This is a genomic window from Paenibacillus sp., from assembly GCF_035645195.1.
Taxonomy (GTDB): domain Bacteria; phylum Bacillota; class Bacilli; order Paenibacillales; family YIM-B00363; genus Paenibacillus_AE.
Window position 1 is genome coordinate 1 of record NZ_DASQNA010000045.1, and the last position, 26,547, is coordinate 26,547.

19 protein-coding genes, 12 tRNA genes, 2 rRNA genes and 1 pseudogene are annotated in these 26,547 nt (G+C 58.4%); 31 read left to right on the forward strand and 3 right to left on the reverse strand.

The genetic code is table 11. The annotated features are described in order from the left end of the window. From VE009_RS24680 to VE009_RS24770, 19 genes are all read left to right on the forward strand, one after another. Positions 1–100, forward strand: a 23S ribosomal RNA gene (locus tag VE009_RS24680); the annotation flags it as partial. Positions 101–156: 56 nt separating this feature from the next. Then, positions 157–273, forward strand: a 5S ribosomal RNA gene (gene rrf, locus VE009_RS24685). A gap of 18 nt (positions 274–291) precedes the next feature. Continuing rightward, positions 292–382, forward strand: a tRNA-Ser gene (locus VE009_RS24690). A 3-nt stretch (positions 383–385) separates the two neighbouring features. Further along, positions 386–476, forward strand: a tRNA-Ser gene (locus VE009_RS24695). A 10-nt stretch (positions 477–486) separates the two neighbouring features. After that, positions 487–561: transfer RNA gene (locus VE009_RS24700), tRNA-Glu, on the forward strand. 6 nt (positions 562–567) lie between these two features. Further along, positions 568–643 (forward strand) — tRNA-Val (locus tag VE009_RS24705). A 14-nt stretch (positions 644–657) separates the two neighbouring features. Next, positions 658–734 (forward strand) — tRNA-Met (locus tag VE009_RS24710). Positions 735–746: 12 nt separating this feature from the next. After that, positions 747–823 (forward strand) — tRNA-Asp (locus VE009_RS24715). Between the two features lie 19 nt (positions 824–842). After that, positions 843–928: transfer RNA gene (locus VE009_RS24720), tRNA-Tyr, on the forward strand. A 51-nt stretch (positions 929–979) separates the two neighbouring features. After that, positions 980–1,055, forward strand: a tRNA-His gene (locus VE009_RS24725). Positions 1,056–1,064: 9 nt separating this feature from the next. Continuing rightward, positions 1,065–1,136 (forward strand) — tRNA-Gln (locus VE009_RS24730). 11 nt (positions 1,137–1,147) lie between these two features. Beyond that, positions 1,148–1,233 (forward strand) — tRNA-Leu (locus VE009_RS24735). 15 nt (positions 1,234–1,248) lie between these two features. Then, positions 1,249–1,323: transfer RNA gene (locus tag VE009_RS24740), tRNA-Gly, on the forward strand. 5 nt (positions 1,324–1,328) lie between these two features. Next, a tRNA-Pro gene (locus VE009_RS24745) sits at positions 1,329–1,402 on the forward strand. A gap of 168 nt (positions 1,403–1,570) precedes the next feature. Beyond that, positions 1,571–3,319 carry a sensor histidine kinase gene (locus tag VE009_RS24750; protein WP_325012402.1) on the forward strand — a complete coding sequence of 583 codons (1,749 nt, stop codon included), beginning with the start codon at positions 1,571–1,573 and terminating at the stop codon, positions 3,317–3,319. Continuing rightward, on the forward strand, positions 3,319–4,713 hold the full coding sequence (locus VE009_RS24755; RefSeq protein WP_325012403.1) for a helix-turn-helix domain-containing protein: 1,395 nt from the start codon (positions 3,319–3,321) through the stop codon (positions 4,711–4,713). The genes VE009_RS24750 and VE009_RS24755 overlap by 1 nt, the downstream gene beginning before the upstream one ends. Positions 4,714–4,890: 177 nt before the next feature. Next, entirely contained in the window at positions 4,891–6,603 is a 1,713-nt protein-coding gene (locus VE009_RS24760; RefSeq protein ID WP_325012404.1) for an extracellular solute-binding protein, read from the forward strand. 43 nt (positions 6,604–6,646) lie between these two features. Then, positions 6,647–7,570 (forward strand): ABC transporter permease, encoded by a 924-nt coding sequence (locus VE009_RS24765; protein WP_414694931.1) that lies wholly within the window; start codon positions 6,647–6,649, stop codon positions 7,568–7,570. A gap of 21 nt (positions 7,571–7,591) precedes the next feature. Then, the gene (locus tag VE009_RS24770) at positions 7,592–8,476 is read left to right on the forward strand and encodes a carbohydrate ABC transporter permease (RefSeq protein ID WP_325012406.1); all 885 of its coding nucleotides are present in this window, start codon (positions 7,592–7,594) and stop codon (positions 8,474–8,476) included. Positions 8,477–8,520: 44 nt separating this feature from the next. On the opposite strand, the gene VE009_RS24775 is transcribed toward VE009_RS24770, so the two are convergent. After that, complete coding sequence (locus VE009_RS24775) at positions 8,521–10,698, reverse strand: SLC13 family permease (protein ID WP_325012408.1); 2,178 nt, start codon at positions 10,696–10,698, stop codon at positions 8,521–8,523. Positions 10,699–10,831: 133 nt separating this feature from the next. Beyond that, positions 10,832–11,140 (reverse strand): annotated as a pseudogene (locus VE009_RS27310) (cyclic nucleotide-binding domain-containing protein); the annotation flags it as partial. Between the two features lie 165 nt (positions 11,141–11,305). Here VE009_RS27310 and VE009_RS24780 point away from each other — a divergent pair. The 6 genes from VE009_RS24780 (at position 11,306) to VE009_RS24805 (ending at position 20,210) form a co-directional block, all read left to right on the forward strand. Continuing rightward, entirely contained in the window at positions 11,306–12,043 is a 738-nt protein-coding gene (locus VE009_RS24780; protein ID WP_325012410.1) for a DUF975 family protein, read from the forward strand. Positions 12,044–12,181: 138 nt separating this feature from the next. Further along, a complete protein-coding gene (locus VE009_RS24785) occupies positions 12,182–13,774 on the forward strand; it encodes a histidine kinase N-terminal 7TM domain-containing diguanylate cyclase (RefSeq protein ID WP_325012411.1) in 1,593 nt (530 codons plus the stop codon). Positions 13,775–13,873: 99 nt separating this feature from the next. Beyond that, complete coding sequence (locus VE009_RS24790; RefSeq protein WP_325012413.1) at positions 13,874–15,481, forward strand: DUF2339 domain-containing protein; 1,608 nt, start codon at positions 13,874–13,876, stop codon at positions 15,479–15,481. A gap of 180 nt (positions 15,482–15,661) precedes the next feature. Then, positions 15,662–16,552 (forward strand): N-acetylmuramoyl-L-alanine amidase, encoded by an 891-nt coding sequence (locus VE009_RS24795; RefSeq protein ID WP_325012415.1) that lies wholly within the window; start codon positions 15,662–15,664, stop codon positions 16,550–16,552. A gap of 207 nt (positions 16,553–16,759) precedes the next feature. Then, positions 16,760–19,456 carry an Ig-like domain-containing protein gene (locus tag VE009_RS24800; protein WP_325012417.1) on the forward strand — a complete coding sequence of 899 codons (2,697 nt, stop codon included), beginning with the start codon at positions 16,760–16,762 and terminating at the stop codon, positions 19,454–19,456. A gap of 31 nt (positions 19,457–19,487) precedes the next feature. Then, positions 19,488–20,210: a hypothetical protein gene (locus tag VE009_RS24805; RefSeq protein ID WP_325012419.1), complete on the forward strand. Its 723-nt coding sequence runs from the start codon at positions 19,488–19,490 to the stop codon at positions 20,208–20,210. A gap of 44 nt (positions 20,211–20,254) precedes the next feature. Here the strand turns inward: VE009_RS24805 and VE009_RS24810 are convergent, their stop codons facing one another. After that, a complete protein-coding gene (locus VE009_RS24810; RefSeq protein ID WP_325012420.1) occupies positions 20,255–20,938 on the reverse strand; it encodes a GntR family transcriptional regulator in 684 nt (227 codons plus the stop codon). Positions 20,939–21,124: 186 nt separating this feature from the next. Between VE009_RS24810 and VE009_RS24815 the strand changes: the two genes are divergently transcribed. The 6 genes from VE009_RS24815 to VE009_RS24840 all read left to right on the forward strand — a co-directional run bounded on the left by VE009_RS24815 (position 21,125) and on the right by VE009_RS24840 (position 26,511). Beyond that, positions 21,125–22,477 (forward strand): sugar ABC transporter substrate-binding protein, encoded by a 1,353-nt coding sequence (locus VE009_RS24815; RefSeq protein ID WP_325012422.1) that lies wholly within the window; start codon positions 21,125–21,127, stop codon positions 22,475–22,477. Positions 22,478–22,549: 72 nt separating this feature from the next. Then, positions 22,550–23,482, forward strand: coding sequence for a sugar ABC transporter permease (locus VE009_RS24820; protein ID WP_325012424.1), 933 nt, complete (start codon positions 22,550–22,552; stop codon positions 23,480–23,482). A 16-nt stretch (positions 23,483–23,498) separates the two neighbouring features. After that, positions 23,499–24,344 carry a carbohydrate ABC transporter permease gene (locus tag VE009_RS24825; protein ID WP_325012426.1) on the forward strand — a complete coding sequence of 282 codons (846 nt, stop codon included), beginning with the start codon at positions 23,499–23,501 and terminating at the stop codon, positions 24,342–24,344. 56 nt (positions 24,345–24,400) lie between these two features. Continuing rightward, positions 24,401–25,240 carry an NAD(P)-dependent oxidoreductase gene (locus tag VE009_RS24830; protein ID WP_325012427.1) on the forward strand — a complete coding sequence of 280 codons (840 nt, stop codon included), beginning with the start codon at positions 24,401–24,403 and terminating at the stop codon, positions 25,238–25,240. 44 nt (positions 25,241–25,284) lie between these two features. Next, positions 25,285–25,704, forward strand: coding sequence for a cupin domain-containing protein (locus tag VE009_RS24835; RefSeq protein WP_325012428.1), 420 nt, complete (start codon positions 25,285–25,287; stop codon positions 25,702–25,704). A 21-nt stretch (positions 25,705–25,725) separates the two neighbouring features. Then, a complete protein-coding gene (locus tag VE009_RS24840) occupies positions 25,726–26,511 on the forward strand; it encodes a sugar phosphate isomerase/epimerase family protein (RefSeq protein ID WP_325012430.1) in 786 nt (261 codons plus the stop codon). Positions 26,512–26,547: the final 36 nt, after the last annotated feature.

Genomic DNA, 26,547 nt, shown 5'->3' on the forward strand with positions numbered 1-26,547 from the left:
GCTTGAAGACCCCATGTAGACGACATGGTTGATAGGTTCGAGGTGGAAGCGCAGCAATGCGTGGAGCTGACGAATACTAATCGGTCGAGGACTTATCCAAAACGATGTTCGTTCGATTCGCATCCAGTTTTCAGGGAGCAATCTCTGAACTACAGGTTTGGTGGTAATGGCGGAAGGGAACCACGCGTACCCATCCCGAACACGAACGTTAAGCCTTCCAGCGCCGATGGTACTTGGACCGCAGGGTCCCGGGAGAGTAGGACGCCGCCAAGCCTTACACATTTAATCTAAAGAGAAGTGTCCGAGCGGTCGAAGGAGCACGATTGGAAATCGTGTAGACGTCTAAAGCGTCTCGAGGGTTCGAATCCCTCTTTCTCTGCCATACGGAGAGGTACCCAAGTGGCCCAAGGGGGCTGACTCGAAATCAGCTAGGCGGCGCAAGCCGTGCGTGGGTTCGAATCCCACCTTCTCCGCCATCTACATATCGGCCCGTTGGTCAAGGGGTTAAGACACCTCCCTTTCACGGAGGTAACAGGGGTTCGAATCCCCTACGGGTCACCAATACATGGGCGCTTAGCTCAGCTGGGAGAGCATCTGCCTTACAAGCAGAGGGTCGGCGGTTCGATCCCGTCAGCGCCCACCATGATATCATACCGTCGCGGGGTGGAGCAGTCCGGTAGCTCGTCGGGCTCATAACCCGAAGGTCGTAGGTTCAAATCCTGCCCCCGCAACCAACTTTTTAACGCGGAGCCGTGGTGTAGAGGCCTAACATGCCTGCCTGTCACGCAGGAGACCGCGGGTTCGAATCCCGTCGGCTCCGCCATTTATGGCTTTTGTTTCATGGAGGATTAGCGAAGTGGCCAAACGCGGGAGACTGTAAATCTCTTCCCTTACGGGTTCGGTGGTTCGAATCCATCATCCTCCACCATTTACATACGGGCATAAGAGGTAACCTCCTCTTGTCCCGGTTATAACTATGGCGGTCGTGGCGAAGTGGCTAACGCATCGGATTGTGGCTCCGACATTCGGGGGTTCAATTCCCCTCGATCGCCCCATATACCCTTTGGGGATTAGCCAAGCGGTAAGGCAACGGACTTTGACTCCGTCATGCCCAGGTTCGAATCCTGGATCCCCAGCTTTTATATTTGCGGTCGTGGCGGAATGGCAGACGCGCTAGATTCAGGTTCTAGTGGGGTAACACCCGTGGAGGTTCGACTCCTCTCGACCGCACCATCATCATATTGTTGCGCGGACGTGGCTCAGTGGTAGAGCATCGCCTTGCCAAGGCGAGGGTCGTGGGTTCGAATCCCATCGTCCGCTCCATCTAACGGGACGTAGCTCAGCTTGGTAGAGCACCTGGTTTGGGACCAGGGGGTCGCATGTTCGAATCGTGTCGTCCCGATTCCTAAGAAGACTGTTGAGGATATTTCCTTGACAGTCTTTTTTTGTTGTTTTGCGGCTGTTCGTGGAGCTTTGTGTCGGCGATATTCCAATTTTTCTTCCCTGCGAGCGCCGGACATCCTTTATACTAGGGAATACCGATCATTACGAAGCTGGGAGGGGCCTTCGCATGAAGCGATCGTTCTCCGGAACGCGGCTGTTAACGTATTTGACGCTGCGCCGCCGCATCATTCTCATTTTTCTCATCACGTTCCTGCTGCCGTTCCTCGTCATCACTACGATCTCGTATATGACCATCACGTCGATTTTGACTAATAAAATTCAATCCGGCATCCGGGACAACTTGAGCCAAACGCAGTCGTCTCTTGAGAACGCTTTCTCGAACTTGAACCATGTCTCGCAGCAGCTCGCGTTCCAGGGCAGCGTCGGGATCAAGCTCGATCGGCATTTGAACGAGACCGAGCCGTTCCAGAAAGCCCGATTGATCGATGAGATCGTGAACGAGCTGCGGACGATTTCGTTCACGAATCCAAACATCGGCTTGCTGTTGTATTATTTTCAGGAAGACGGCTCTTATTTATTCGAAAATTTCGGCGCGAAGGAGCCGTTCGACCCGACGGCGCTGCCGGTATTGGCGCAGCAGCACCGCATTTCGTACCTTGGGCCGCATGTGAGCCGCAAATATTTCCAAGACCAAATCGTCGTATCCGTGCTGCGCAAGGTCGATTTGCCGACGCGGGACGACGTGTACGTCTATATCGAGTCCGGTTATAAGCTGGCAGAGATGATTTTGCATCAAAATCGCTTCAGCGCGAATTCGCATTACTTGGTGCTGGACAGCGCGGGCCGCGTCGTGTTCAACGAGCTGTCGAGCGTGTTCCCGGTCGGAAAGCCGTTCCCCGCCGCTCTCGGGGAACAATCCGGCCAGCACAAGGGGTATTACTGGTTTAAAGCCGACAGCCATCAGGGCTGGAGCATCGTCTCCGTCATTCCGACGGCCGAATACATGAAAGAACGGAACCTGTGGCTGTATCAGATCGCGTTCCTCTGCCTCGTGCTGCTGTCGATCACGCTGCTGCTCGCTTGGCTGCTGTGGAAAATGGTATACCGGCCGCTGAACGTGTTCAATCGGGAAATCAAGCGGATGGCGAAAAACGATTTCGAAACGGTCGCGATCGAATCGCGCATTCCGGAGTTCGATTACTTGTTGAAGCAAATGCGCGTCATGAAAAGGGAGATCAAACGGCTGTTCCAAGAGGTGGAGCTGAAGGAGAAACGCCGCGCGGACCTCGAGATCGAAAAACTGCTGTACCAAATCAACCCGCATTTCCTGATGAATACGCTCGATACGGCGCATTGGCTGGCCGTCATGAAAGGGCAGACCGAAATCGACCGCCTGATCGTGTCGCTGAACAAATTGCTGTATCACAACCTCGGCAAAACAGGGGAGCAATCGACGGTGCGCGAAGAGCTCGACGCGCTGCGGGAATATGTCACGCTGCAGCAAATCCGTTACGACTTCGAGTTCAAAGTGGACATTCGCGCCGACGAAAAGGTGCTGGGGACGATTATGCCGCGCTTCGTGCTCCAGCCGTTGGTGGAGAACGCGCTGTACCACGGGTTGAACGACGAAGGCGTCATTCGCGTGTCGGTCGAGGCGGCGGGGGATCGAATCGAAATTCGCGTCGTCGACAACGGCGAAGGGATGAGCGAGGAGCAAATTCGCGCCTTGCTGCATAACGAGAACCGGAGAAAGTCGAAGGTCGGCATGGGCATCGGGATGAATTACGTGAAGCGCATGTTGGAGTCGTATTATCAAGGGGAAGCGACGATGGAAATCGCGAGCCGCGAAGGGGAAGGGACGACCGTCCTGCTGCGGCTGCCCTTGACGCAACCGCAGGAAGGAGGGGCTGCTTGATGAAAGTGCTCATCGTCGACGACGACAAGCTCGTCCGGCAAGGATTGATTTCGGTCATGCCTTGGTCCGAATTCGGGATGGAGGTCGTCGGGGAAGCGAACAACGGCGAGAAGGCGCTCGAGTTTCTGGAGCGGCACGAAGTCGATCTCATGCTGACCGACCTGGCGATGCCGGTCATGTCCGGCATCGAGCTGATGCGGATCGCCAAGAAGCGTTACCCCGGGCTCCATACGGTCGTGCTGACGCTGCACCAGGATTTCGAGTACGTGCAGGAAGCGCTGCGCCTCGGAGCGATCGATTACATCGCCAAGGTGGAGCTGGAAACGGACAGCTTCCGGAATGTGCTCGGGCGCGTGCACGCCAGAATCCAAGAACAAGCCGGGTGGCACGACGGGAGGGCGGACGGCCGGCTCCTCGGAGACGCGGCCTGCGTGCTCGTCGCCTTCGGGGACGCGGCTGCGGCCGATGCGGCGCTCGCGGAGCTGCCGGAATCGCTGCAAGAGCCGGACGAGCTGGAGGCGGGGATCTGGCTTTGGACGGACGATGCGGCGGTTTGGTCCGGCGGGAAGCCGGCGCCCGAGCTCGAGGCGTGGATCACGCGGACGGGCAATCGGGCGCTGCTGCGCGTCGCGGGCACGGCAGGGCGAAGCGTCGCGGAGCTGCGCCGCGCGGTGCGCTTGTTCAAAGATCAGCGGCTGTTCTACGAGTATCGTCCGGAGCAAGCCGCGATCGAGCTCGATTGGCCGACGCTGTCAACGGCGCCGTCGGCTTCGGCCGCGGAAGAGGAGGTCGCGGCACTGCACGAGCGCTGGCTGTCGCTCGAGTGGATCCAGGACGAGGCTGCGTTCAAGCGGCTGGCGGACGACACGAAGGCGGCGCGCCTGCTGAGCCCGAGAATCGTGTCGCTGCTGTATATGATCGAGAGCGAATGGCAGCGCATCTTCGCGCATGTGACGGAGCGACGGCTTCCGGCGCCGACGGTCGTCGACGTCTGGTATGAAGCGGAGCAGTGGCTGTGCGGCTTGCGGGCGCTCACGGCGGATACGACGCAGAACGGTTCCCTATCGAGCGAGGTGCAAAGCGCAGTCCTGAAGGCGGTGCATATCGTTCATACCGAGTGGGATCAACCTTTGCATGCCGCCGACGTCGCAAGGCGCGTCAATGTGAGCCGAAGTTATTTCAGCGAGTGCTTCAAAGCGATGACTGGGAAGTCGTTTAACGAATATTTGCGGTCGGTCCGAATGGAGAAGGCGAAGGAATATTTGCTGCATACGAACAAGCCGGTGCAATGGGTGGCGGAGAGAAGCGGTTATTTGGACGAAAAGTATTTCAGCCGTCTGTTTCGCGAATACACGGGGCTCTTGCCTAGCGAATTTCGCGCGCAGCGAGGGTAGACATTTGTCGCGCGGAGGGTGGACGGCTGTTCGACGGCCGCCGCCCGCTTTCGGTAGATAGGGGGAAAGCCGCGGCATTCGTCCCCCTAACCTTCCGACGCCTCCCTATCCTGCAAGCGCTTACTCGCGTGTTATTCTTCAATTGAGCCAATCTTACGAAGAAAGAAGGGGAGACTTTTGAAGAACACCAAAACAGCGCTGACCTTGCTGCTATCCCTCAGTTTCGCCGTCGTGACGGCCTGCAACGGCGCGAATGCGCCGGCGGGCGACAGCGGCGGCGCGGACGCGAAGGGCGGGGAGAACGCGAACGCGCAGCCCGCAGGGCCGGCCGATCCGTTCGGCAAATACGCCGAGCCGGTCACGATCCACGTCGGTCAGCAAATCGATCCGACGGACACGAGCTTGCCTCCGGGCGATACTCCGGAGAACAATCAGTATACGCGGCATATCAAGGAGCATCTCAATATCGAAACGAAAATCATTTGGCAGACGGCTACCGGCAAAGATTACGACCAGAAGGTGAATCTCGCGATCGCGAGCAACGACCTTCCGGATTTGGTCGTCGTCAACGACGCGCAGCTGCGCCAAATGGTGAAGGCGGGCCAAGTCCAAGACTTGACGCAGGTGTACGAACAGTACGCTTCCCCCGCGATCAAGGGCATTATCGAGAAAACCGAAGGGCGAGCGCTGAAGTCGGTGACGTTCGACGGGAAAATCATGGCGCTGCCGAACGTGACCGCCCGCGGGGACGCCGTTCATACGATGTGGATCCGGAAAGACTGGCTCGACAAGCTGAACCTGGAGGTGCCGCGAACGGTTGACGAGCTTCGGGCCGTGGCGAAAGCGTTCATCGAGCAAGACCCGGACGGCAACGGGCAGAAGGATACGATCGGCATTTCCGGGCCGCAGGCGGGCGGCAAGCTGCACGCGAACTTTATCGCCTCCAGCAACAACACGTTCGGCCTCGACCCGATTTTCTCCGCGTTCCTCGCGTATCCGGGCTTCTGGCTCGAGGGCGAGGACGGGAAGCCGGTCTACGGTTCGATTCAACCGGAAGTGAAGCAGGCGCTCGGCGTGCTTCGCGACATGTACGCCGAAGGCTTGATCGATCGCGAGATGAGCATCCGCAAGGACGCGACCGAGCCGATCGTGGCCGGCAAATCGGGCATTTTCTTCGGTCCGTTCTGGATGGGCTACTGGCCGCTGCCGGACGCGATCAAGAACGACCCGACCGCCAACTGGCAATCGTACGCGCTGCCGCTGGACGTTAACGGCGAATACAGCCCGCACATGGCGACGCCGTCCACCCAATTTTTGGTCGTGCGCAAAGGCTTCGAGCATCCGGAAGCGGCCGTCAAGCTGATGAACCTGCTCGTGCGCGACGAGGCGATGTTCGACGTCAGCGTCAGCCTGAACCATTACCCGGTCCGCATCGTGTACGCGCCGGTCGACGAAATCGAATTTACGCTCACAACGCTGCATGAGGTTCTGGAGGGGAAAAAGAAACCGGAAGAGCTGAACGTGCCGGGCTATAAGCTGCTCGTCGACGACGCGCACAAGGTGACGAAGACGAAGCTGCCGCCGTACGACAACAACGATATCCAATATTGGGATACGAGCGATATGGGCGCTTGGAGCCGGCTGTATTCGATCTTCGTCGGCGGCAAGCCGCTGCTCGAGCCGCGCAACGAGGTGTACAGCTTGACGTATTCGCAGACGAAGACGATGGAGAGCCGCTGGGCGAATTTGGAGAAGCTCGAAACCGAGACGTTCCTGAAAATCATTATGGGAGCGGCGCCGCTCGACTCGTTCGACCAATTCGTTCAAGATTGGAAAAAGCAAGGCGGAGACATCATTACGGAAGAGGTCGCGGAAGCGATTCAGGAATAACGCTTGGCAGCGGGCGTCGGGAGCATCGGCTCCCCGGCGCCCTATGCCGCAAGCGGAACGGGAGGGAGGCAGGGCTGTGAAAACCCGAAGCTTCGAACTTCATTATTACCTCATGCTGCTGCCGGGCATGGTTTGGCTCGTCATGTTCAGTATCGTGCCGATGTTCGGCATCGCGATGGCGTTCCAGGATTTCAACCCGGGCAGGGGCGTCTTCGGCTCGGAGTGGATCGGTCTAGAAAACTTCGAGTACATGTTCGTGTTGTCCGACAGCCGGACGGTGCTGTTTAACACGGTATACATCGCTGTGCTGAAAATCGTCGGCAATTTGGTCGTACCGCTCATGTTCGCCTTATTATTAAATGAGTTAAGAATTAACATCGTTAAACGTTGGGTGCAGACGATCGTCTATTTGCCGCACTTTTTGTCCTGGGTCATTCTTTCCGGCATTTTGCTCGACGTGTTCGCGTTCGGCGGTCCCGTCAACCAGCTGCTGAAGCTGTTCGGCTTCGAACCGATATTGTTTTTCGCCGAGGCGCGTCTGTTTCCGTATTTGATCGTCGGCAGCGACGTTTGGAAGGAATTCGGGTTCAATACGATCATTTATTTGGCGGCGCTGACGGCGATCAATCCGTCGCTGTACGAAGCGGCGGCGATGGACGGGGCGAGCCGCTTGAGACGGCTGTGGCACGTGACGCTGCCGGGCATTTCCACGACGATCGTGCTGCTTGCGGTGCTCAGCCTCGGGAACGTGCTGAACGCGGGCTTCGACCAAGTGTTCAACCTGTACAACCCGCTCGTCTATTCGACCGGCGATATCATCGACACGTGGGTGTATCGCGCCGGGCTGGTCAATTTGCAGTTCAGTTTGGCGACGGCGATGGGGCTCTTGAAATCGGTCGTCAGCTTCGTGCTGATCGTGCTGTCATACTATTTGGCGTCCCGATTCGCCAATTACCGCATTTTCTAACGATGGGAGGGGAATTGCCGCATGGTCCGAGAGACGACATGGGGCGCCAGAGCGTTCGATGCGGTGTTATTGGTTGCGCTCGTCGGCACGGCCGTCGTGTGCGTGCTGCCCATCTGGTATACGCTGGCGCTATCGCTGAGCGACAAGGCCGCGGCGGCGGCGGGCATCGTCCGGCTGTGGCCGGTCGGCTTCACGTTAACGTCCTACCAAACGATTATGACCGACGCGAAGTTCATCAATTCGTTCGGTATTTCGCTGCAGCGCGTGCTGCTCGGCGCGTCGATCAACTTGATCGTCACGGTGCTGATGGCGTACCCGCTGTCGAGAACGACGAAAGAGTTCCGCATGCGGAACGTCTTTATGTGGCTGCTCGTGTTCTGCATGCTGTTCAATGGCGGCTTGATTCCGTGGTACATGACGGTGAAAGCATACGGCCTGATGAACTCGATTTGGGCGCTCGTCCTGGCCGGCGGCGTCCAAGTGTTCCACGTCATCCTCGTCGTCAACTTTTTCCGCAATTTGCCGAAAGAGCTCGACGAGGCGGCGCTCGTGGACGGCGCCGGGCCGTGGTACATGCTGTTCCGCATGTACGTGCCTCTGTCCGTTCCCGTGCTCGCGACGATTACGCTGTTCAGCATCGTGTACCACTGGAACGAGTTTTTCCACGGGCTCGTGCTGATGTCGTCGGCGGAACGGTACCCGCTGCAGACGTACATTCAGCAGCTGGTCGTCGTCATCGATACGACGTCGATGACCGAGGACGAATACAAGAAGCTGTCCGAGCTGTCGAATCAAACGCTGAACGCGGCCAAAATTTTCATTGCGATGATTCCTGTGCTTGTCATTTATCCGTTCCTCCAGCGCTTCTTTATCCACGGCATTACGCTCGGCTCGGTCAAAGAATAAAGCGAAGGCCATTCTTCTCGAACGAAGAATGGCCTTCTTTATCGTTATTGAATGAGTCCGATCCACCGCCAGTACGGCACGCTGGCCGTCACCGCGGCGACGACCGCCGCGGCGTAAAGAAGCGCCAGCTTCTGTCCTTGCGCATGGGTGAACGCTTTGCCTTCGGTGCTGTAATACGCCGTTAAATACGTCGGCGATTGATACGTAAAGAAGAACGGATCCGTGCCGAGCAAAATGACGAATACGAGGATCCACGGGTGCACGCCGGCCTCTTGCGCCAAAGGCAGCAGCGCCGTGACGAGCAAAATGACGGCCGGATCGTCGCGGACGACGATCGTCACCGCGAACGATACGGCGACGACGGCGAGCAAAAACACGTAAGGCGACCCTAAAAACGCGGACAGATGCGCGCCGAGGAACGAGGACAGCGCCTCCGTAATGCCGAGCTCGTTCACGCCGCCCGCAAAGCCGAACGCAACACCCAAAAACAGCAGGAACGTCCAATCGATGCCGGTCGATATCGTCTGACGATCGAGCGCGCCCGTCACGACGAGCACGGCGAAGCCCGCCAGCATGACCCACGCGCTGTCGACGCCGTGCCACGGCTGCAGGATCATCAAGCCGACGCAGCCGAGCACGGTCGCCAGCGAGACGGCTTCGTCCTTCGATAACGGGCCGATGAGCCGCAGCTGCTCCGCCAGCACGTCCGCCGAGATCGGTCGGCCCGCCTGCGTGCCGCCGAACCGGACAAAGAGACTACCGGCCAAGATCAAGCAGAACACCAGGAAGGCGGGCAGCGCGTAGAGCAGCCACTGCAGCCAAGCGATGTCGCCCGCGGACCCGGAGACGAGGCCGTACGCCATCATGTTCGTGTACGATCCGGTCAAGACGAATGGCGCCGTAAAGCCGTAGAAAATCATGGCAGTCAGTCCGAGACCGGCGGCGCCGCGGCTTCGCTCCGCGAACCCCATCGATTCCGACAGCGTTCGCGCGATCGGGACGCCGAGCGTCACCTTGGCCGACGAGGACGGGATGAGCGGGTTCAACAGGATGCCGCCGGCGACGGCGCCCCACAGCTGTCCGCGATAATGCGGCGGAAACCGCTGCAGCGCATGCAGCGCGAACCGGTACAGAATGCCCGATTTCACGATCGCCGCGCTGAGCGCCATGATGAAGATCATGTAAAACCATGTCGTCGAGGCGAAGCCCGAGAAGGCGACCTCCGGCTCGAGCAAGCCGCCGAGCACCCAATACATTAGCATGCCGAGAGCGACGATATAGTCCGGCACGACGTTGACGACCCACAGGATGACCGCCGCGACGCCGACGCCGGCGAACACCATCGCCTTGGGTGACAGCCCCGCGGCGGGCGGTACGACGTACGATAGGGCGATGACGATGGCCGCCGCGAGCAGCGCGAACCATCCGGTCATGCGGTCCTTCTTGAACAACCGGCTCGCGCCTTCGGCCAGCCGCTGGTGCTTTTCTCGATCCAGCTTTTGCCGCGCCCGGTCGTATCCTTCCTCGGCGGCGCGTCGCCCGCCTTGCTCGGACGACGCGAGCAGCCGTTCCGCGAGCTGCAAATATTCCACCGCGTGACGGTCTTTGCCGGCGCGGTTGCTCAGCTCCGCTCCCCGTTCGTAGACGGCGATCCGCTGCGAGACCGAATACGCGGCCGCTTGCGTGTCGATCGCGCATTCCACGAGGGCGATTCCGTGTTCCGGCTCGCTCGCGGCGCAATACTCGAGGTAATCCAGCATAAGCTCATAGTGCGAGGCGAGCAGGGGCAGGGGGCAGTTCTTCAACGAAGCGAACGCCGCGTCCTTCGCGTTCGCGCCGATGCGCGCCCGCGCGCCGTCCAGCACGCGCAGCGCCGCCGGCCAATCGTCTTGTTCGACGTACAGCGCCCAAGCGGCCAAGTCGTGACCGGCTTCGAGGTAGAAAGCGATCGCATCAATGGTCCACTGCCGCAGCGCGGGGTAACCGTAGCGGGACGCCGCCTCGTTGCGGAGCAGCGCTCTCGTTTCTTTATCGAGGGCGTAGCAGCCTTCCAGCCGGCGATCCGGTTGCAGCCACGACCGGACCTGCGCGTAGCGTGTCCGCTGCCGTTCCGCCTCGAAGCCGAACTTGTGCGCGACGAGAGCGGCGCCGACGACCGGGAACGCGGAGCACCAGAGAAGGAACTCCGCCACGGGCTCCGGCAGCTGGTTCACGTCTTCCATGACCCGCTTCGAACGCAGCTCGTTGGCCTTCCTCAGCCGGCCGTTCGTGGCGACCAGCCGCTGCGACAGCAGGCGGATGAAGTAGCCGGACAGCGACGCGTGATCCTCGATCAGCCGGTCGAACGTCTCCCGGTCCGATCGCGAATAAGGATACGTCGCTCAAGGCCGCCGCGCTGGCCGATCTCGGCTCCTGCGTGAACAGCGCCATCTCCCCCAGCGTATCGCCCGCGCCCAACACCGCAAGTACCTGCCGCCCGCCGTCGGGCGATTCGGCGAGCAGCTCGAGCGTACCGCTCTCGACGATGTACATGCGGTCGCCGGCGTCCCCTTGGCGGAACAAGAACGCACCGGAGGGCAGCGCCGCTTTCTCTAATTTTACCAGTAATTTCGCGAGCTCCATTTTGGTTAAATCTTGAAACATCTCGATGCGTTCGATACTCATGAGTTCTCCCAAATGTTGTCCGATTAATAGTCTAAGAAAAATATAGTATCATATCCCAAGGCGGCGGAGTGTAAAAAAAATAAATATCGTTAACCATCCGGTAAGTATGGTAAATTTAAACAGGGTTCGTACTACGTACATTAAAGGATAAAGGAGTAAATGCAAATGTGGACTCGGAAAGAACTGAAAATGAGAGCGAAGGATGTCCTGCGGACGTCTTACTGGAAGGCATTCCTCGTCAGCCTCGTCATTGCGGTCGTCAGCGGATTTTCGGGCTGCTCGTTCAATTCGGATTTCGGCGGAGGGGGCGAGGAGGGCCTGTTCGGTGGAATGGAAGACGTTCCGATCGCCGTGATCGTCGGCATCATCGCCGTTGCGGTCCTTGCCTTTCTGCTCGGTTTGGCGTTCGAAATTTTCCTTCGGCTTCCGCTGGAGGTCGGCGCTCGGCAATATTTCAAGCAATCGGCGCAAAACGACGTCAATATGAACTACTTAGGCTATTCGTTTAACAAAGGGAAATATCTTTCGATCGTCAAAGGCATGTTTTGGATGAGCTTCCTCAACTTCCTTTGGTTTTTGCTGCTGATCATCCCCGGCATCGTCAAGGCGTACGCCTACGGCATGGTGCCGTACATTCTTGCCGACAACCCTTGGATCGGAACGAGACGCGCCGTGGAGCTCAGCAAGCAGATGACGAAAGGCGAGAAGTGGAAAATGTTCGTACTCGACCTGTCGTTCATCGGCTGGTATTTGCTCGGAATGCTCGCTTGTTTCGTCGGCATCCTGTTCGTCCTTCCGTACGTGAACGCCACGAAGGCGGAGCTGTATTTGACCCTTCGCCGCAAGGCGCTCGAACTTGGGCTCTGCAGCAGGGAAGAGTTGGGCGTTCCCGAGGAAGTTTGAGGAGGAACAGGTCTTCCGTTCGGAGGGAACCATGTGCGCGGAGAGGGCGACCAATGGTCCGAATGATGTTATAATGGAGCCACGATAACGACACCAGCGCCGGCGCGAGCCGCCGGCCGGTCATTGGAGCAGATGAAGATGGCTGCAGAATTGGCGATTTACGCAATGGCGCTGTCCGCAGGCGGGGTGTTAAGTCTCGCGTTATGCGGCTATGCCGCGTTCCGGTTTCGGCGAGCGCCCGGCGGAGCGTACTACATCCTCGGCACCCTCATGGCGGCGCTGTTCAACTTCGCCTATTTGTTGGAGTTGACGAGCGCCACGTTAGATCAGATCAAGTTTTGGCTGCGCGTGGAATATGTCCCTCTTTCGTTCCTACCCGTGTTTATGCTGCTGATGTGCTTCGAGTACGTCGGCAAACGTACAAGTCGGTTTACTCGCGCGATCCTCTTTTTCATCCCGCTCACGATTATTTTCATGCAGGCGACGAACGACGTTCATCATTTGTATTACACCTCCGTCGAGCTTCGCGCCGACGTTCCGTTCCCGATCGTACAACTGGAATACGGCCCTTATTTTTACGTCCACTCCGCGTCCTTGTACGGCTCCATTTTGGCCTGCGTGCTGCTGCTCGCCTCGCATGCGCGCAAGGTTAGAGGACCGATTCGCATGCAGGTGCTCGCGATGGGCGCCGGCTTGATCGTTCCCGTGCTGGCCAGCTTCGTGTACTTGCTCGGCGAAAGCCCGTACGGCGTCGATCTGGGCCCGGTGTTCATCAGCGTGTCGTACGTGTTCCACTGCATCGCGCTGTTCCGGTACCGCATGTTCAACGTGGCGCCGATCGCGAGAGACTTCGTGTTCGAGCGCATGGAGGAAGGGGTCGTCGTGCTGGACGCGAACGAGGTCGTCATCGACTTCAACCAAGCCGCTTCGGACATTATTCCGGCTTTGGCGCGAGGGAATGCCGGCCGGCCGATCTCCAGCGTAATTCTCGAAGGCAGCCGTCTCGCCGACATCGTTCTTCGCAGGGAAGGCGGGGATTACGAACAAAAACGGGGAGAGACGACGAGCCATTACCGGATCCGTTTCACGACGGTGCAAACCCGAAGGCAGCAGCGGTCCGTCACGATTATCACCTTCGTGAACATCACGGAACGCGTTCGGATGGAGCGGCGGCTGCAGCAAGTCGCCAGCGAAGACGCATTGACGAAGCTGAGCAACCGCGGGGCCGTGTTGGAACAGTCGAGCGCCGCGGCGAAGCGGCTGGCGCAAACCGGCGGCAAGCTGTCCGTCATCATGTTCGATATCGATCGGTTCAAGCAAATTAACGATACGTACGGGCACGAAGCGGGGGATACGGCGCTCAAGCACGTGGCGGACGCGGTCCGGGCGACGATCCGCGCTTCGGATATCGCCGGCCGGTACGGCGGGGACGAATTCGTCGTGTTCCTGCCGGACACGGCGGCGGCGGAAGCGCGCGAGCTGGCGGATCGGCTGCGGCGGAACGTGGCGGAGCGGGACGTGACCGCGAACGGAGGGACGTTCCGCATTCGCTCCAGCTTCGGCATCGCGAGCGCCTCCATCGGGAAGGGCGGCGATTCGCAGGCGCTGCAGACGCTGATGCGGCAGGCGGATCAGGCGCTGTATTCGGCCAAAGCGGCGGGGAGAAACCAGGTGCAGATGCATGCGGCGGCCGACGCTCAAGGGCATCCGGGCGGATCGTCCGCGGTGTAATCGGAATGTTGGCGTCCGCCGGAGCTCCGGCGGACGTTCCTATGTGCCGGGTTGAACGCGAGAAAGCAAGCAAAATCAATGGGAGTCGAGGTGAAGCCGATGGACGACAAACTATCGGAGCTGGAACGGCGCATCGAGCGGCTGGAAGCCGAGGTAAGGCGGCTGCAGGCGGAGAAAGCAGGGGCGCCCGTCGGGATGCCGGCCCGGACTCCGGCGGCTGCGCCGCCGAGGCCCGCGGTCGAGCGGCCCGCGCCGAAGCCGCGGGAGCCCGTCGATTGGGAGCACACGATCGGCCGCGTATGGCTGCCGCGCGTGTTCGTGTTCGTCCTGCTGTTCGGCGTTATTTGGGGGTTTAAAGCGGCGGTCGATTTCGGGATTGTTACGGAGCCCGTCCGCGTCGGTCTAGGGTATTTGCTCGCCGCCGGCCTGCTCGGGTTCGGGCACAGGCAGATGAAAGGCAATCGGGCGCTGCTCGGTTCCGTCCTGCTCGGCGGGTCCGTCTGCGCGCTGATGCTGACGACGTTCGCCGCCCATGCGTTGTACGGCTATTTCGGCGGGTACGCCGCGTTCGCGCTGAACGCGCTGTGGGTCGTCCTCGCCATCGGCCTGTCGCACCGGTACCGCTCGGAAGGCCTTGCGGTGCTCGCCGCCATCGGGGGCTTGCTCGTGCCGCTGCTCGTCGACATCGAAGGGAATACGAGCATGTTCTACGCAGCCTTCGAGGCGATGGTGTACGGCGCCTTCCTGTGGTACAGCTTGCGAATGTCGTTCCGGGTTCTGTACTACGCGGCCGCCGGACTGCTCCACGCGGCGCTGCTCGCGCTCGTCGCGACCGGGGGCGACGCCGCCGTATTCGCGGCCGTCGCCGTTCTGCAGCACCTGTTCCTGCTCGGCGCCTATGTCCTACGCAGCGCGAGAATCGAAGAGCAGGCAGGCACGCTGCTCATGAGCTTCGCCTTGACTTTCGGCTGGATGTGGGCGTCTTACGAAGAGGGGACGCTGCATTACGCGCTGCTCTCGCTGGCAGTGCTGCACAGCGCCTGCGCTTTCGCGTTATGGAGAAGGAGCGGGAAGGAAGCCGTCCCGCCATCCGCCGCCGTCGCGACGTACGCGCTGCTGACGTTCCTGTTGAGCGCGCTGGACGGGGAGGCGCGGCCGATCTTAGCGACGTGGGAGGGGATCGCCGCGCTGTTCGTCGGCCAAGCGGCCGGCTCCAAGTTCCAACGGGCGAACGGGTTTCTCGTTTACGGAATCGGCGTCTTGCTGACCGCGTTCGCGCTGCTTGACGGCATGACGGCGATCGTATCGATCCAATCGCTGCTGTGGCTGTCGCTGCTCGGCAGCTTGTTCGCGATGAAACGGATCGTCCCCGCGATCGGCAAGCAGACGAACGTCGCCGTCGGCGTGGCGCTGCTGCTGCTGATCACCGACGTGACCGGCTGCCTGACCGCCGCGCTATCCGACAACGCGCAGCGGCTGTCGCTCTCCTTCGCGTGGGCGCTGTATGCTGCCGCAGGCGTCGCTTACGGCGCCTTCAGGAAGTCGAAGCAAGTGCGCGGCATCGGGCTCGCCATGCTGTTCGCGACGCTATTGAAGGTCATTTTCTTCGATCTGCCGAATGTGCCGATCGCCGTCAGAGCGATTTTGTTTATCGGGATCGGGCTGATCGGAATGCTGCTGTCTAGGCTGTTGTATCGGAAGGAATAGAACAATAAAATGACTCGTACCCCGTCCCAGGGCGGCATCTTCGGATGCCGTCCTTTTCTCTGTACGCGCATCCCAGTAAATGGTCTTAAAGTCCCTGTCAGCACAGGTATTCCAGATTATGGTGCGAACGAATCTTTTTCCCTATAGTAAATGTAAACTATTACGTTAGGAAGTGATTCCATGCGCCATGTAGCAGCCCTCGACGACGGGCACGGCATGTCGACGCCGGGGAAGCGGACGCCGAAGTTTCCGGACGGCACGTTCATGCATGAGAACGATTTCAATCGCGCAGTGGTCGCGAAATGCGCGGCGCATCTGATGCGCTGCGGCATCGACGTGCTGCTGACGGCGCCGACGGACGAGGACGTGCCGCTCCGCACGAGGACGGACCTCGCCAACGCGAAGAAGGCTTCGATCTTCGTCAGCGTCCATGCGAACGCGTTGAAGGACACCTGGGGGAACCCGAAAGGGATCGAGACGCTGTACTTTCCGGGTTCGGCCCAAGGCAAACGGCTGGCCGAGCTGCTGCTCAAACATTTGCTCAAGGGGACGCCGCTCGTCAACCGAGGCGCGAAGGAGCGGGGAGATCTTCATGTGCTGCGGGAGACGCGCATGCCCGCGGCGCTCGTCGAATGCGGCTTCATGGACAACCCCGACGAGGCGCGGCTGCTGATGAGCGACGCGTACCGCGAGGAGTGCGCGGAGGAGTTGGCGGAGGGCATTTGCGAGTTTCTCGGCGTCGCGTATGTGTCTTCGTCGGAGAAGAAGGAGCGGCAGCCGTCCGTCGCCGAATGCGGGGTCGAGGTGAACGGCATCCTGTTAGAAACTCGGGGGTTTATTCGCGATAACCGGTCTTATGTGCTGTACGAAGCGATTGGAGCCGCGGCCGGCTGCGGCGCAGGCTGGGACGAAAGCTGCGGGAAGGCGATATTGAACAACCGCGTGCTGGATACGACCGTAATCGTCGGAGATCGCCGCTACGCGCTCGCGACGGAAGTCGCCGCAGCCATCCAATATCGGGCAGTGTGGGACGAGCTTAAGCGAGCAGTGAAATTTGTGAAACAAACGTAAGAGTGGCGAGCTACGAGGCCGCATCGAAACTGGGCGTAGCAACCTGGGAGGAAGGTCTCAGAGTCTTTAAACAAAATTTACACCTAAAGGTAAAAAATACCTATGTACGAGACAGTTGGCTTGCCTCATGATAGATTACAGTATTTTCCTTTGGCAGTCCTCCATGGGCTGTCCGATATCTAAATCAATGAATGGGGATGAATGATGATGGCAAATCAGGATCAGGAGCCGATGATCAAGCTGCAGCCGGGCGGAGTGGCGCCGGTGCTCAGCTACAACGTACCGGAGCCGACGTCCTACAGCGGTCGGAATTTTATCGACTTGCAGCTGCACGACGGGTACTTCCTGCCGACGAAGCCGTCGGAGTCGAACGCGCGCTCGGCGTCCGACGGAGCGCAGCGGATGCAGGCAGCACCGAAGGAGCCGTCGCCGGCGGAGCTGCTGCTCGAGAAGCAGCAGTCCGGGGAGCGGATGACGACGCGTTTTCAAAAATTGACCCCCGAAGAGGTGGAGCAAAAAGCTCGCGAAGGCCTCAAGCTGAACATCGTGAAAACGATGACCGGCGCATTGTCCTACAATTTCGTCGAAGCCGATCCGGTCGTCGAAAAGCCGCTGAGCGCCGGTCCCGCTGTTGCGGACGACTCTATCCAGATGTCCGCCATGCGCGCGATCCGTCAAGAGGAGGACGGGGGCGTCGTCAGCCACATGCTGCCGAGAGACCGCGATCCCATTCCGTGGGAGCCCGAACCGGAGCCCGCACCGCCTGTGCTGTCGGTCAGCATTCATACCCCTGCTTCGAACGCTGTCGTTTCCGGCCCTTACACGGGCGCGACGGTCGAAATTCGCGGGAACGCGTCGGTGAAATCCGGATACGGCAAAGTCGGTAAAGTGCAGGTGCAAATCGGAACCGGCGGAGCGTACCAAGACGCCGCGCTGTCGGCGGACGGCAGCTGGTCGTTCCAAACCGTACTGCGAACGCCGGGACCGATTCACATCACCGCCAGAGCGACGCACGCAACGGAGCCGGTCTCCGCATCGGCTCGCATCGCGGTGACGGTCAGCTTGGCTCCGCAGCCCGACACGACGGTGCCGACCGTCCGCATTACGTCGCCTTCGGCAGGCGCGCTGCTGAACACGAGAGGCGGCCCGGCCGCTCAGCTGAACGTGGAGGGCACCGCTTCCGACGACCGCGGCGTCGCGAGAGTCGAAGTGATCGTCGACCAGGGCGCCGCCCAGCTCGCCGAAAGCTTGAACGGCTTCGCGAACTGGAAAAGAACGGTTTCGCTCGGAGCGGGCAGCCATACGATTCTCGTCAAAGCGTACGATGCGGCCAACAACGTCGGCACGGCCAGCTTGACGGTGTTCGTCGACGCGGCGCCGCCGACGGTCAGCATCACGTCGCCGCTGAACAACGCCGAGGCGGCGGGCACGCATTCCCAGGGCGCTATCATCGAGGTGCTCGGCACGGCGTCGGACGCGGGCGGCATCGATTACGTCGAGCTGTCGCTCGACATGAACCCGATCGGCATCCGCGCAGCGGAGAAAGCGCCGGGGGATTGGTCGCAGTGGAAGGGCGTCCTGACCGTTCACGAAACCGGCAAGCATACGATCACCGCGAGGGCGTACGACCGCTCCAACAACATGACGGAAACGACGATCGCCGTTAACGTCACCGTGCTGCCGGAAGTGAACTCCCGCTTGAAGCGACTCATTTTAGTAGAATCGTACCGGATGTCCTCTTACCTTGCGAACTATGGCGCCGGACGGACGATCAAAACGTTCTCGCTGCTGCCCGGCGAAAAGAGCAAAATCAGCATCCGCTCCTACCGGGAGAACGAAACGACGGCGAAAAGCGCCGCGACGATTCTCGATTCCGTGACGGACGATATCGCCGAAGAGTTCGAGAACTCGATCGCGAAGGAGCAAGCCGATCAGAAGAGCTACAAGGAAAGCAACGAGTATAAAATCGAAGGCGAAGCCGGCGTCAGCTGGGGCTGGGGCAGCGCGAAAATCAGCGCCGGCGTCAGCGGCGGCACGAACGCGGCGCGCGAGCAGTTCGCGAAGAACGTCGTCAACAATACGCAAAAGCATGTCGCCAAAGCTTCGGCGCGGCGCGACGTGCAGATCAACACGACGTACGAAGAAAAAAATACGACGACCGACGAAACGACGATCGTCCGCGAAATCGAAAACATCAACGTCAGCCGGACGCTGAACTTCGTCTTCCGCCAAATGAACCAGGAGTTCATTACGCTGCTGCATTTGGTGGACGTCCGCATCGGGTATTTCACGATCGATACGATCAACGGCGAGGAAAAGAAGCAGTACCGCGAGGTGACGCTGCCGCAGCTCGACGCGCTGCTCGAAGAAGTGATCGTGCCGGAGAAACGGGCGGAAGTGCGCAACGCGATCCTTTACCAGCTGATGAATATTTTCGACTACCAGGATCGCCATCATAGCTTCGTGGAAGAGGAGCCTTTCAAAGATCGCGACGGCAACGTGATCCCGCTGTCCCATTATTTGCGCGTGAAGAAGGATTACACGTCGACGTACCGGGACGACGCCACGGGCACGACGATCGAAGTGCCGGGCATCATCTTGGCGGCGACCCGGCACATCCTGCGGACGGACGGCATCGTCGTGGAGGCGCTGCTCGGCCAAGGCGAGGCGCTCGATCACTACTCCCGCAGCTTGCAGCTGCAGGCGATTCGCGAGAAAGATCTGCGCAACGACCTGCTGGAAGCGGAAGTGCGGATGAAGCGGCTGGCGCTGAAAATTTTAGGCGAGAAAGATGCGGAAGCCGCGCAGCTGTACGCGATGCTCAATCCGCCTCCGGCCGCCGCGAAGGAAGACTCGGATCACGCCGCGCCGGCTGCGGAACAGACGCTCGCGGAAGTTCGCTAATCCGGCGGAAGGATGAAGGGAGGCGGCGAGGGTGGACGCCCTGCGGCTCAAGCGAAACGACGAGAAAATTTTGAACGACAACGCCCTGGCGAAACGAATGAAAGCCGCTTACGACGAGAACAAGCTGAAGTGGGCGTTCCAAGCGGCGCTGAAGCTGCTCAAAAAAGTGTCGAATACGCCGGGAATGAAATTCTTTTATAAATACCACCAGACGCATTTCGACTATTTGGCCAGCGTGCTCACGTCGGTGGAAAAGATGGCGCCGATCGATCGGGAGATCGAACTGATGCGCGCCAACATCGATCTGTACGTGAAAAACGCGGGCGATCTGCTCGCCGCGGTCAGAGAGCTGCCCTCCGATCCGCTCGAGGGGCTGCGCAACCCTATCGCTTTGCTGCAAATCGCGGAGAATCCCCAATCCGCGCTCGCTTACGACGGATTGCTGAACGCTTACGAGCAGGCAACCGAGATGCTGCTCGAATCCGCTTTGGAATGCGCGACGCAGGGGCGGGCCATGGAGCGGGACTCGAGCGCCCAAGCGAAGCTGATATTGGATAAACTCAAAGCGATGCCCGTGAAGACGCCGGCGGACCAAGTGCTCATCGGCAGCAACAAAAAGCGGGTCGAATTCATTCAATTCGACCTCATGACGAAGGTGCAGCAGTCGCGCAGCCAGGCGGAGGACGCGGTCAAACGGCTGGAGGAGCTGCTTGCGGTGGTGCGGCAAATCGATCGGATTCATGAAGCTCGTTGAATAGGTATGGGAAAAGCGCCGGATGGAGTCCGGCGCTTTCTTTGTTATATCAAGTCGATGTTGTACCGCTTCGCCGCATATTCCCCGGTAATATGCTCCCTCAGCACCTCTTGAATCTTTTCAATATCCCCTCCTAAAAACAAATCCAGCAGTTGCCGATGTTCGGCGTGCTGAATTTCGGTCAAATAATCGTCGTATTTCCCTCGTTCGACAAAGTGCAATCGAATCGGATTCACGATGCCCGCCCAGATCGTATGGATATTGTCGGAATCGCACAGCTTGACCAAATGGTTATGGAACGCGATATCGTTTTCCAGGATGATTTTCTTCGCCTCTTGTTTTCCGTGCTTCAAAGCATCCTTCATCTTGTCGGTATAGCCGGCAAAAGCGGCTGCGTCCTGCTCCGTCATATTCGGCAGCCCGTGGCGTACGGCGTACAGCTCGATCGTCAGCCGAACCGGCAAGAGCACCTCCACGATTTCCTTCGCCGAATATTGCACGACGACGGTGTCTTTATACGGGCGCGTGACGACCAGGCCCTCTTGCTTCAACAAGAGAAGCGCCTCGCGAACCGAGCTTCGGCTGACGCCCATTTGTTCCGCGATGTCGAGCTCGCGCAATTTATCTCCCGGCTTGATGAGACCAGTCAAAATCGCTTGGCGAATTTCGTCGGAAATTTGTTCGCGCAAGAGGGAAGCTTTCGGTTTTTTAAAGGGATATGGCGACATGTGGGATGCTCCTTTCCTCCAAAATTTACCTAATACATCATTCTAATGCGCTGCCTGCGGTTTCAGAACAGAAAACGTAAGAATGTCAGACAATCAAATGTTTGACATGTTTTTTCGGGCTCGCGTATATAATCAGTCGTGTGAGCGTGAAAGCGCTTAACTGAATAAAGATTGGGGAGAGGTACCTTGTCCAAGCGATTGACTGTTGCGTTGGTCTTCTTGCTTGCGCTTTTGACGGCTTGCAGCAGCGGAAACAGCGGAGTCAACAGCCCGAGTCCCGACACAGGTCAACCGTCCGCCACAGATCAACCGGCGAAGCCTGCCGAAGGCGCCGGCAACGAAGTCGTAGAGATAAGAACGGCATGGTTCGGCAGCGTCGCCCGTCATGAATTGTTTAATAAACTGCTCGATATGTTCGAAGCGGAGCATCCGAACATCAAGGTGGTCCGCGAATACAGCGACTGGAACGGGTATTGGGATAAACTGAACACCCAAGCCGCGGGCGGCAACGCGCCCGACGTCATCCAATTCACGCCGCTGCATATCGCGGAGTATGCGGGACGGGATGTGCCGCTGAACCTCGAGGAATACGTGAAATCCGGAAAAATCGATTTATCCGACTGGGATCCGAAGGTGGTGGAAAGCGGGAAGTATCGAGGCAATCTGTATATGGTCAGCATCGGGATGTCTTCGCCGGCCATGTTCGCCAACGTCGACCTTCTGAACCGCGCCGGGATCGCCATGCCGGAAACCGACTTGAGTTACAGCGAGTTTGCGAGCTTCGTGAAAGAAGGGCAGAGCAAGCTGGGGGACGGAGCTTGGATGCTGTTCGATTCAGGCGGAAACTTCGACCACTTTGTGATCTATCTGCTGCAAAAAGGGAAGAAAATCACGTCAGATGACGGGACGAAGCTTGGTTTCGACCAAAAGGACGTAGAGGAATGGCTTAGCTGGTGGGACGATATGCGCGAGGCCGGAGCGGTTCCGCCGGCCGAAGTCATGGCTGAGCACGGCAGCAAGCCTTGGGAGGATTCGCTGTTGGTGCATCAGAAAGTAGCGATCCATGCGACGAACGGAAACCAATTGAAAATTTTCCAACGGTACATGGAGGATCGGGTCGACATTTTGAGACTTCCGACGATGCCGGGCGGCGCCAGCAAATACGGGGAAGTGTTTACAGGCGTGTTCCTCGCCATCTCCAAAAATTCCAAGCATCCCGAGGAAGCCGCGAAGCTGATTAACTTCTGGGCGAACCATATCGAAGCCAACAAGTTGTACAATTTCGAGCACGGCATTATCGGATCGAACAAAGTGAACGACGCGCTCAAGGAGCAGCTGACCGAGGAAGACAAAAAGGTGATCGCCCACGCGAACGCCGTTCTCGAAACGGCGCCGGCGACGACGGAAAGACCGAAAGGATACTCGGCCATCTCGAGCGCCTTCACGAAAACGAACGAACAGGTGCAGTTCAAGCAGGGTACCGTCGAGCAAGCGGCGGCTGCGTTCATCGGCGAAGCGCAGAAGCTGTTGACTCGGTAACCGGACGTCAATTCGGGGCAGGGCGACCGGGCTTCGAGCGGCTTCCCTGCCTATTCCAAGAGGTGATTTCGCATGCAGCCGGCTTTGCCTGGTTCCGTTCGGACGTCTATCGGCTCGAGGGTGAAAGACAGCATCCGAAGAAACCTGCCGGGTTACGTTTTCTTAACGCCTTGGCTCATCGGCATTTTGGCGTTCAGCGCGGTTCCGATGTTCACTTCATTATACCTTTCGTTTACGAACTACGATCTGTTCCGGGCGCCCGAGTGGATCGGATTGCAAAACTACGCTCAAGTGTTTACGGACGACAGCCGGTATCTCAAGTCGCTGAAGGTTACGTTCCTGTACGTGTTCCTGGGAGTGCCCTTAAAGCTGGTGTTCGCTCTGTTCATTGCGACGCTGCTGAACAAAGGCATCCGGGGATTGCCGTTCATCCGGGCCGTCTATTATATTCCGTCGCTGCTCGGCGGCAGCGTGGCGATCGCCATCTTGTGGCGCCAGGTGTTCGGCATGGACGGCATTTTGAACGCATTCTTGTCGATCTTCGGCATTCAAGGCACGAGCTGGGTCTCTAATCCCAACTATGCCGTGTACACCTTAATCGCGCTGTTGATTTGGCAGTTCGGTTCGCCGATGATCATCTTTCTCGCGGGGCTCAAGCAAATCCCGAGCGAGCTGTACGAATCCGCGTCCATCGACGGCGCCGGGAAAACGGCGACCTTTTTCAAAATTACCCTGCCGCTTTTGACTCCTATAATTTTGTTCAATCTGGTCATGCAGATGATCTCGGCCTTCCAAGCGTTCACTCCCGCCTATATCATCGGGGGGCAGAATGGCGGGGCGTTAGACTCTCTTCTCTTCTACACGCTGTATCTCTACACCAAGGCATTCAGTCACTTCCAAATGGGGTACGCGTCGGCGATGGCGTGGATTTTACTGGTCGTGATCTCGCTGTTTACCGCCATCGTGTTTCTCTCCTCGAAAAAATGGGTCCATTATTCCGACTGAGGGGAGGCGTGTTGACATGCCATTAAATCAGCAAACCGTTTCCCGCTACGTTACGATCCTGTTGATCGCCTTCGTCGGCATTCTGATGATGTATCCATTGCTGTGGATGATCAGCAGTTCGTTCAAGCCGGAGGAGATTATTTTCAAGGATAAAAGCTTATGGCCGGCCGTCTTCACGCTCGAGAACTATGTGAACGGTTGGAGGGGGTACGGCGGACTGTCCTTCAGTACGTTTTATGCAAATTCCTTCCTTGTCGTACTGTTCGTCATCTTGGGCAATTTGATCACCTGTTCCATGGCCGCCTATGCGTTCGCCAGATTGAAGTTTGCGCTGCGCAAGCTGTACTTCGCGGTGATGCTCGTCACGATCATGCTGCCGTACCATGTCGTCTTAATTCCTCAATATACGTTGTTCTTCAAACTGGGCTGGGTGGATACGTTCCTGCCGTTGATCGTCCCTAAGTTTTTGGCGACGGACGCGTTCTTCATCTTTCTCATGGTCCAATTTATCCGCGGCATCCCGCACGAGCTGGATCAAGCGGCGACCGTGGACGGTTGCAGCGTATACCAAATCTATTGGCGCATCGTTCTTCCGCTGGCTGTCCCGGCTTTGGTGACGACGACCATATTCACGTTTATTTGGACTTGGAACGACTTTCTGAGCCAGTTGATTTACATCAGCAATCCGAAATTGTTTACGATATCGCTCGCCTTGCGCGGATTCGCCGACGCGACGGCCAACTCTTCTTACGGTCAGCTGTTCGCCATGGCCACGGTGTCGCTGCTGCCTATTTTTCTCGTATTCGTCGCTTCGCAGCGGCTGTTGGTGGAAGGGATCTCGACTTCGGGTCTGAAAGGCTGACGATTGCGGATCCATGTTTCTTCAATATTTAATACCACGAGACGGGAGTGTGTGCTATGGAAAGAATCGGTTTGATCGGTCTAGGCAACATCGGGTCTTATTACACCAAGCAGCTGTTGGGCGCCGGGTATCCGTTAACGGTGTTGGACTTGGATCAAGAGAAGGTGAGCGCCGCGGTCGCGCAAGGGGCTCAGGCGGCGTCGACCCCGGCGGAATTGACCGATCGCTCGGACGTCATCATTTTGTCGCTGCCCGGCAGTCCGGCCGTGGAGAAAGTGATGGACGGCGAGGAGGGGATTTTGAGCCGATTGAAAGCCGGCCAAACGATCATCGATACCGGAACGACGAGACCGAGCACGGACATCAAGTACGAGAAGCTTTGCGCGGCGAAAGGCGTCGGCTTCCTGGACGCGCCGATTACTTGGCGGAAAGCCGGATTAACGATCATGGTCGGCGGCGATGCCGAGGTGTACGCACGCTGTAAAGCGGTCATCGATTGCATCAGTTATAAAAACAGGCACGTCGGGGACATCGGGCAAGGCCAAGTGCTGAAGCTCATTAATCAAGCGATTCTCGCGAACCAGCTTGCGGTTTATGCCGAGGCGGTCGAAATGGCGAAATTGGTGAACGTCGACATCCGCCTGCTTCAGGATTTTCTGGATTTCCAAGTGCCGGAGGCGCTGTATACGGACGACTACCAGGGAGGCGGGCATCTGGCGCTCCACTATAAGGATTTGCTGTATTTGCTCGAACTCGCTCACGAGTGCGGCGCGAATATCCCGATCAGCAGTTTGGTGCACGAAGCGTTCAAAGCGACGAAGCCGTACGGCGATCCCAATTGGAAACAGCCCGGGATCGCGACCTATTGGAGAAGGCTGAACAACGCCATGAAGTAATGCGGCAAATCAAATGTCCAAATTTCGAAAGGGGATAAAGCGCAATGAGCAAACGATTGAATTACGTGACGCCCGCCGACGTCGAGACGCAGGTTTTCCCGTGGGGGAAAATTCAATGGTTGTCCGAGCCGAACGTCACCGGTTCCCAGGTGATGACGACCGGCGTCGTCGCCTTGGAGACGGGCAAGGGGCACGATCGGCATAACCATCCGGGCTGCGACGAAATTATTTACGTGATGGAAGGGACGGGGGAGCAGTTTATCGAGCTGGCCGACGGCACGACCGATCGTAGAGAAGTGAAAGCCGGCGACTTGATCTTCATCCCCGCGGACTTGTTCCACGGCACGTTGAATACCGGGGCATCCGAGATGCGTCTGCTTGTCGTGTATCAGACGGCCGGCCCGGAAGCGTTCCTCCGAACGCTTCCCGATTGCACCATCATTCCGGCGGCGAACGCGCCGTAGGGAAGGAGAGGAGAGCTCCCGATGATCGGTCTTGCTTGCTCGACGGTGTCGTGCGACGGATTTATGGATAACCAATTCAAAGCTACGCTGCGCGCCCTTCCTCGGATCGGCTACAAATATGTGGAGTTCAACTGCTGGCATCCTTCAGACCTAACGCCGTCGAACATAACGAATTTACGCAGACGCTGCCGGGAGGCCGGCGTTCAGCCGATCGCGCTGTACGGCTCGTCGTTCGGCGCGAGCCATCCCTTCGACATCAGCAAGGATGTCTCCCACAAAATCCGGTTGATCGAAGCCGCTTTGGAGCTGGGCTGCAATCGTATCGTGGCGACGGGCGGCAGAAGGGGGCAATCCGGCGGCTTGGATACGATCATAACCGTCTTGGAGCAAGTCGCTCCTTTCGCGGAAACGAACGGGGTATTGATTTGCCTGGAAAACCATGCAAACAACAATTTGGAAAATATCGAGGATTATCGGAAAATCTTCGAGGCGATCGATTCCCCGAACGTCGGGTTATGCGTAGACACCGGCCATTTCGATGCGGCGGACGTCGACTTGAACGAAGTGATGGAAGTCTTCCACAACAAAATCAACCACATTCATGTGAAAGAAGCTTCCAAGATCGGCGTGGAGAAATTCGTTCGCTTCGGTCAAGGGGTTACGGATAACCGGCACGTGATCGAAACGATGATCGATTACGGGTACAGCGGATATATCTCCGTAGAATTGGCCATCGAGGACAAATCGAACCTGATCGAGGATTTGACCGTCCCGTTTCAAATGTTCAACGGGTACGCCACCGTATAAACCGCGTTCAATCGCGTCACCCGATCGAGAATGATG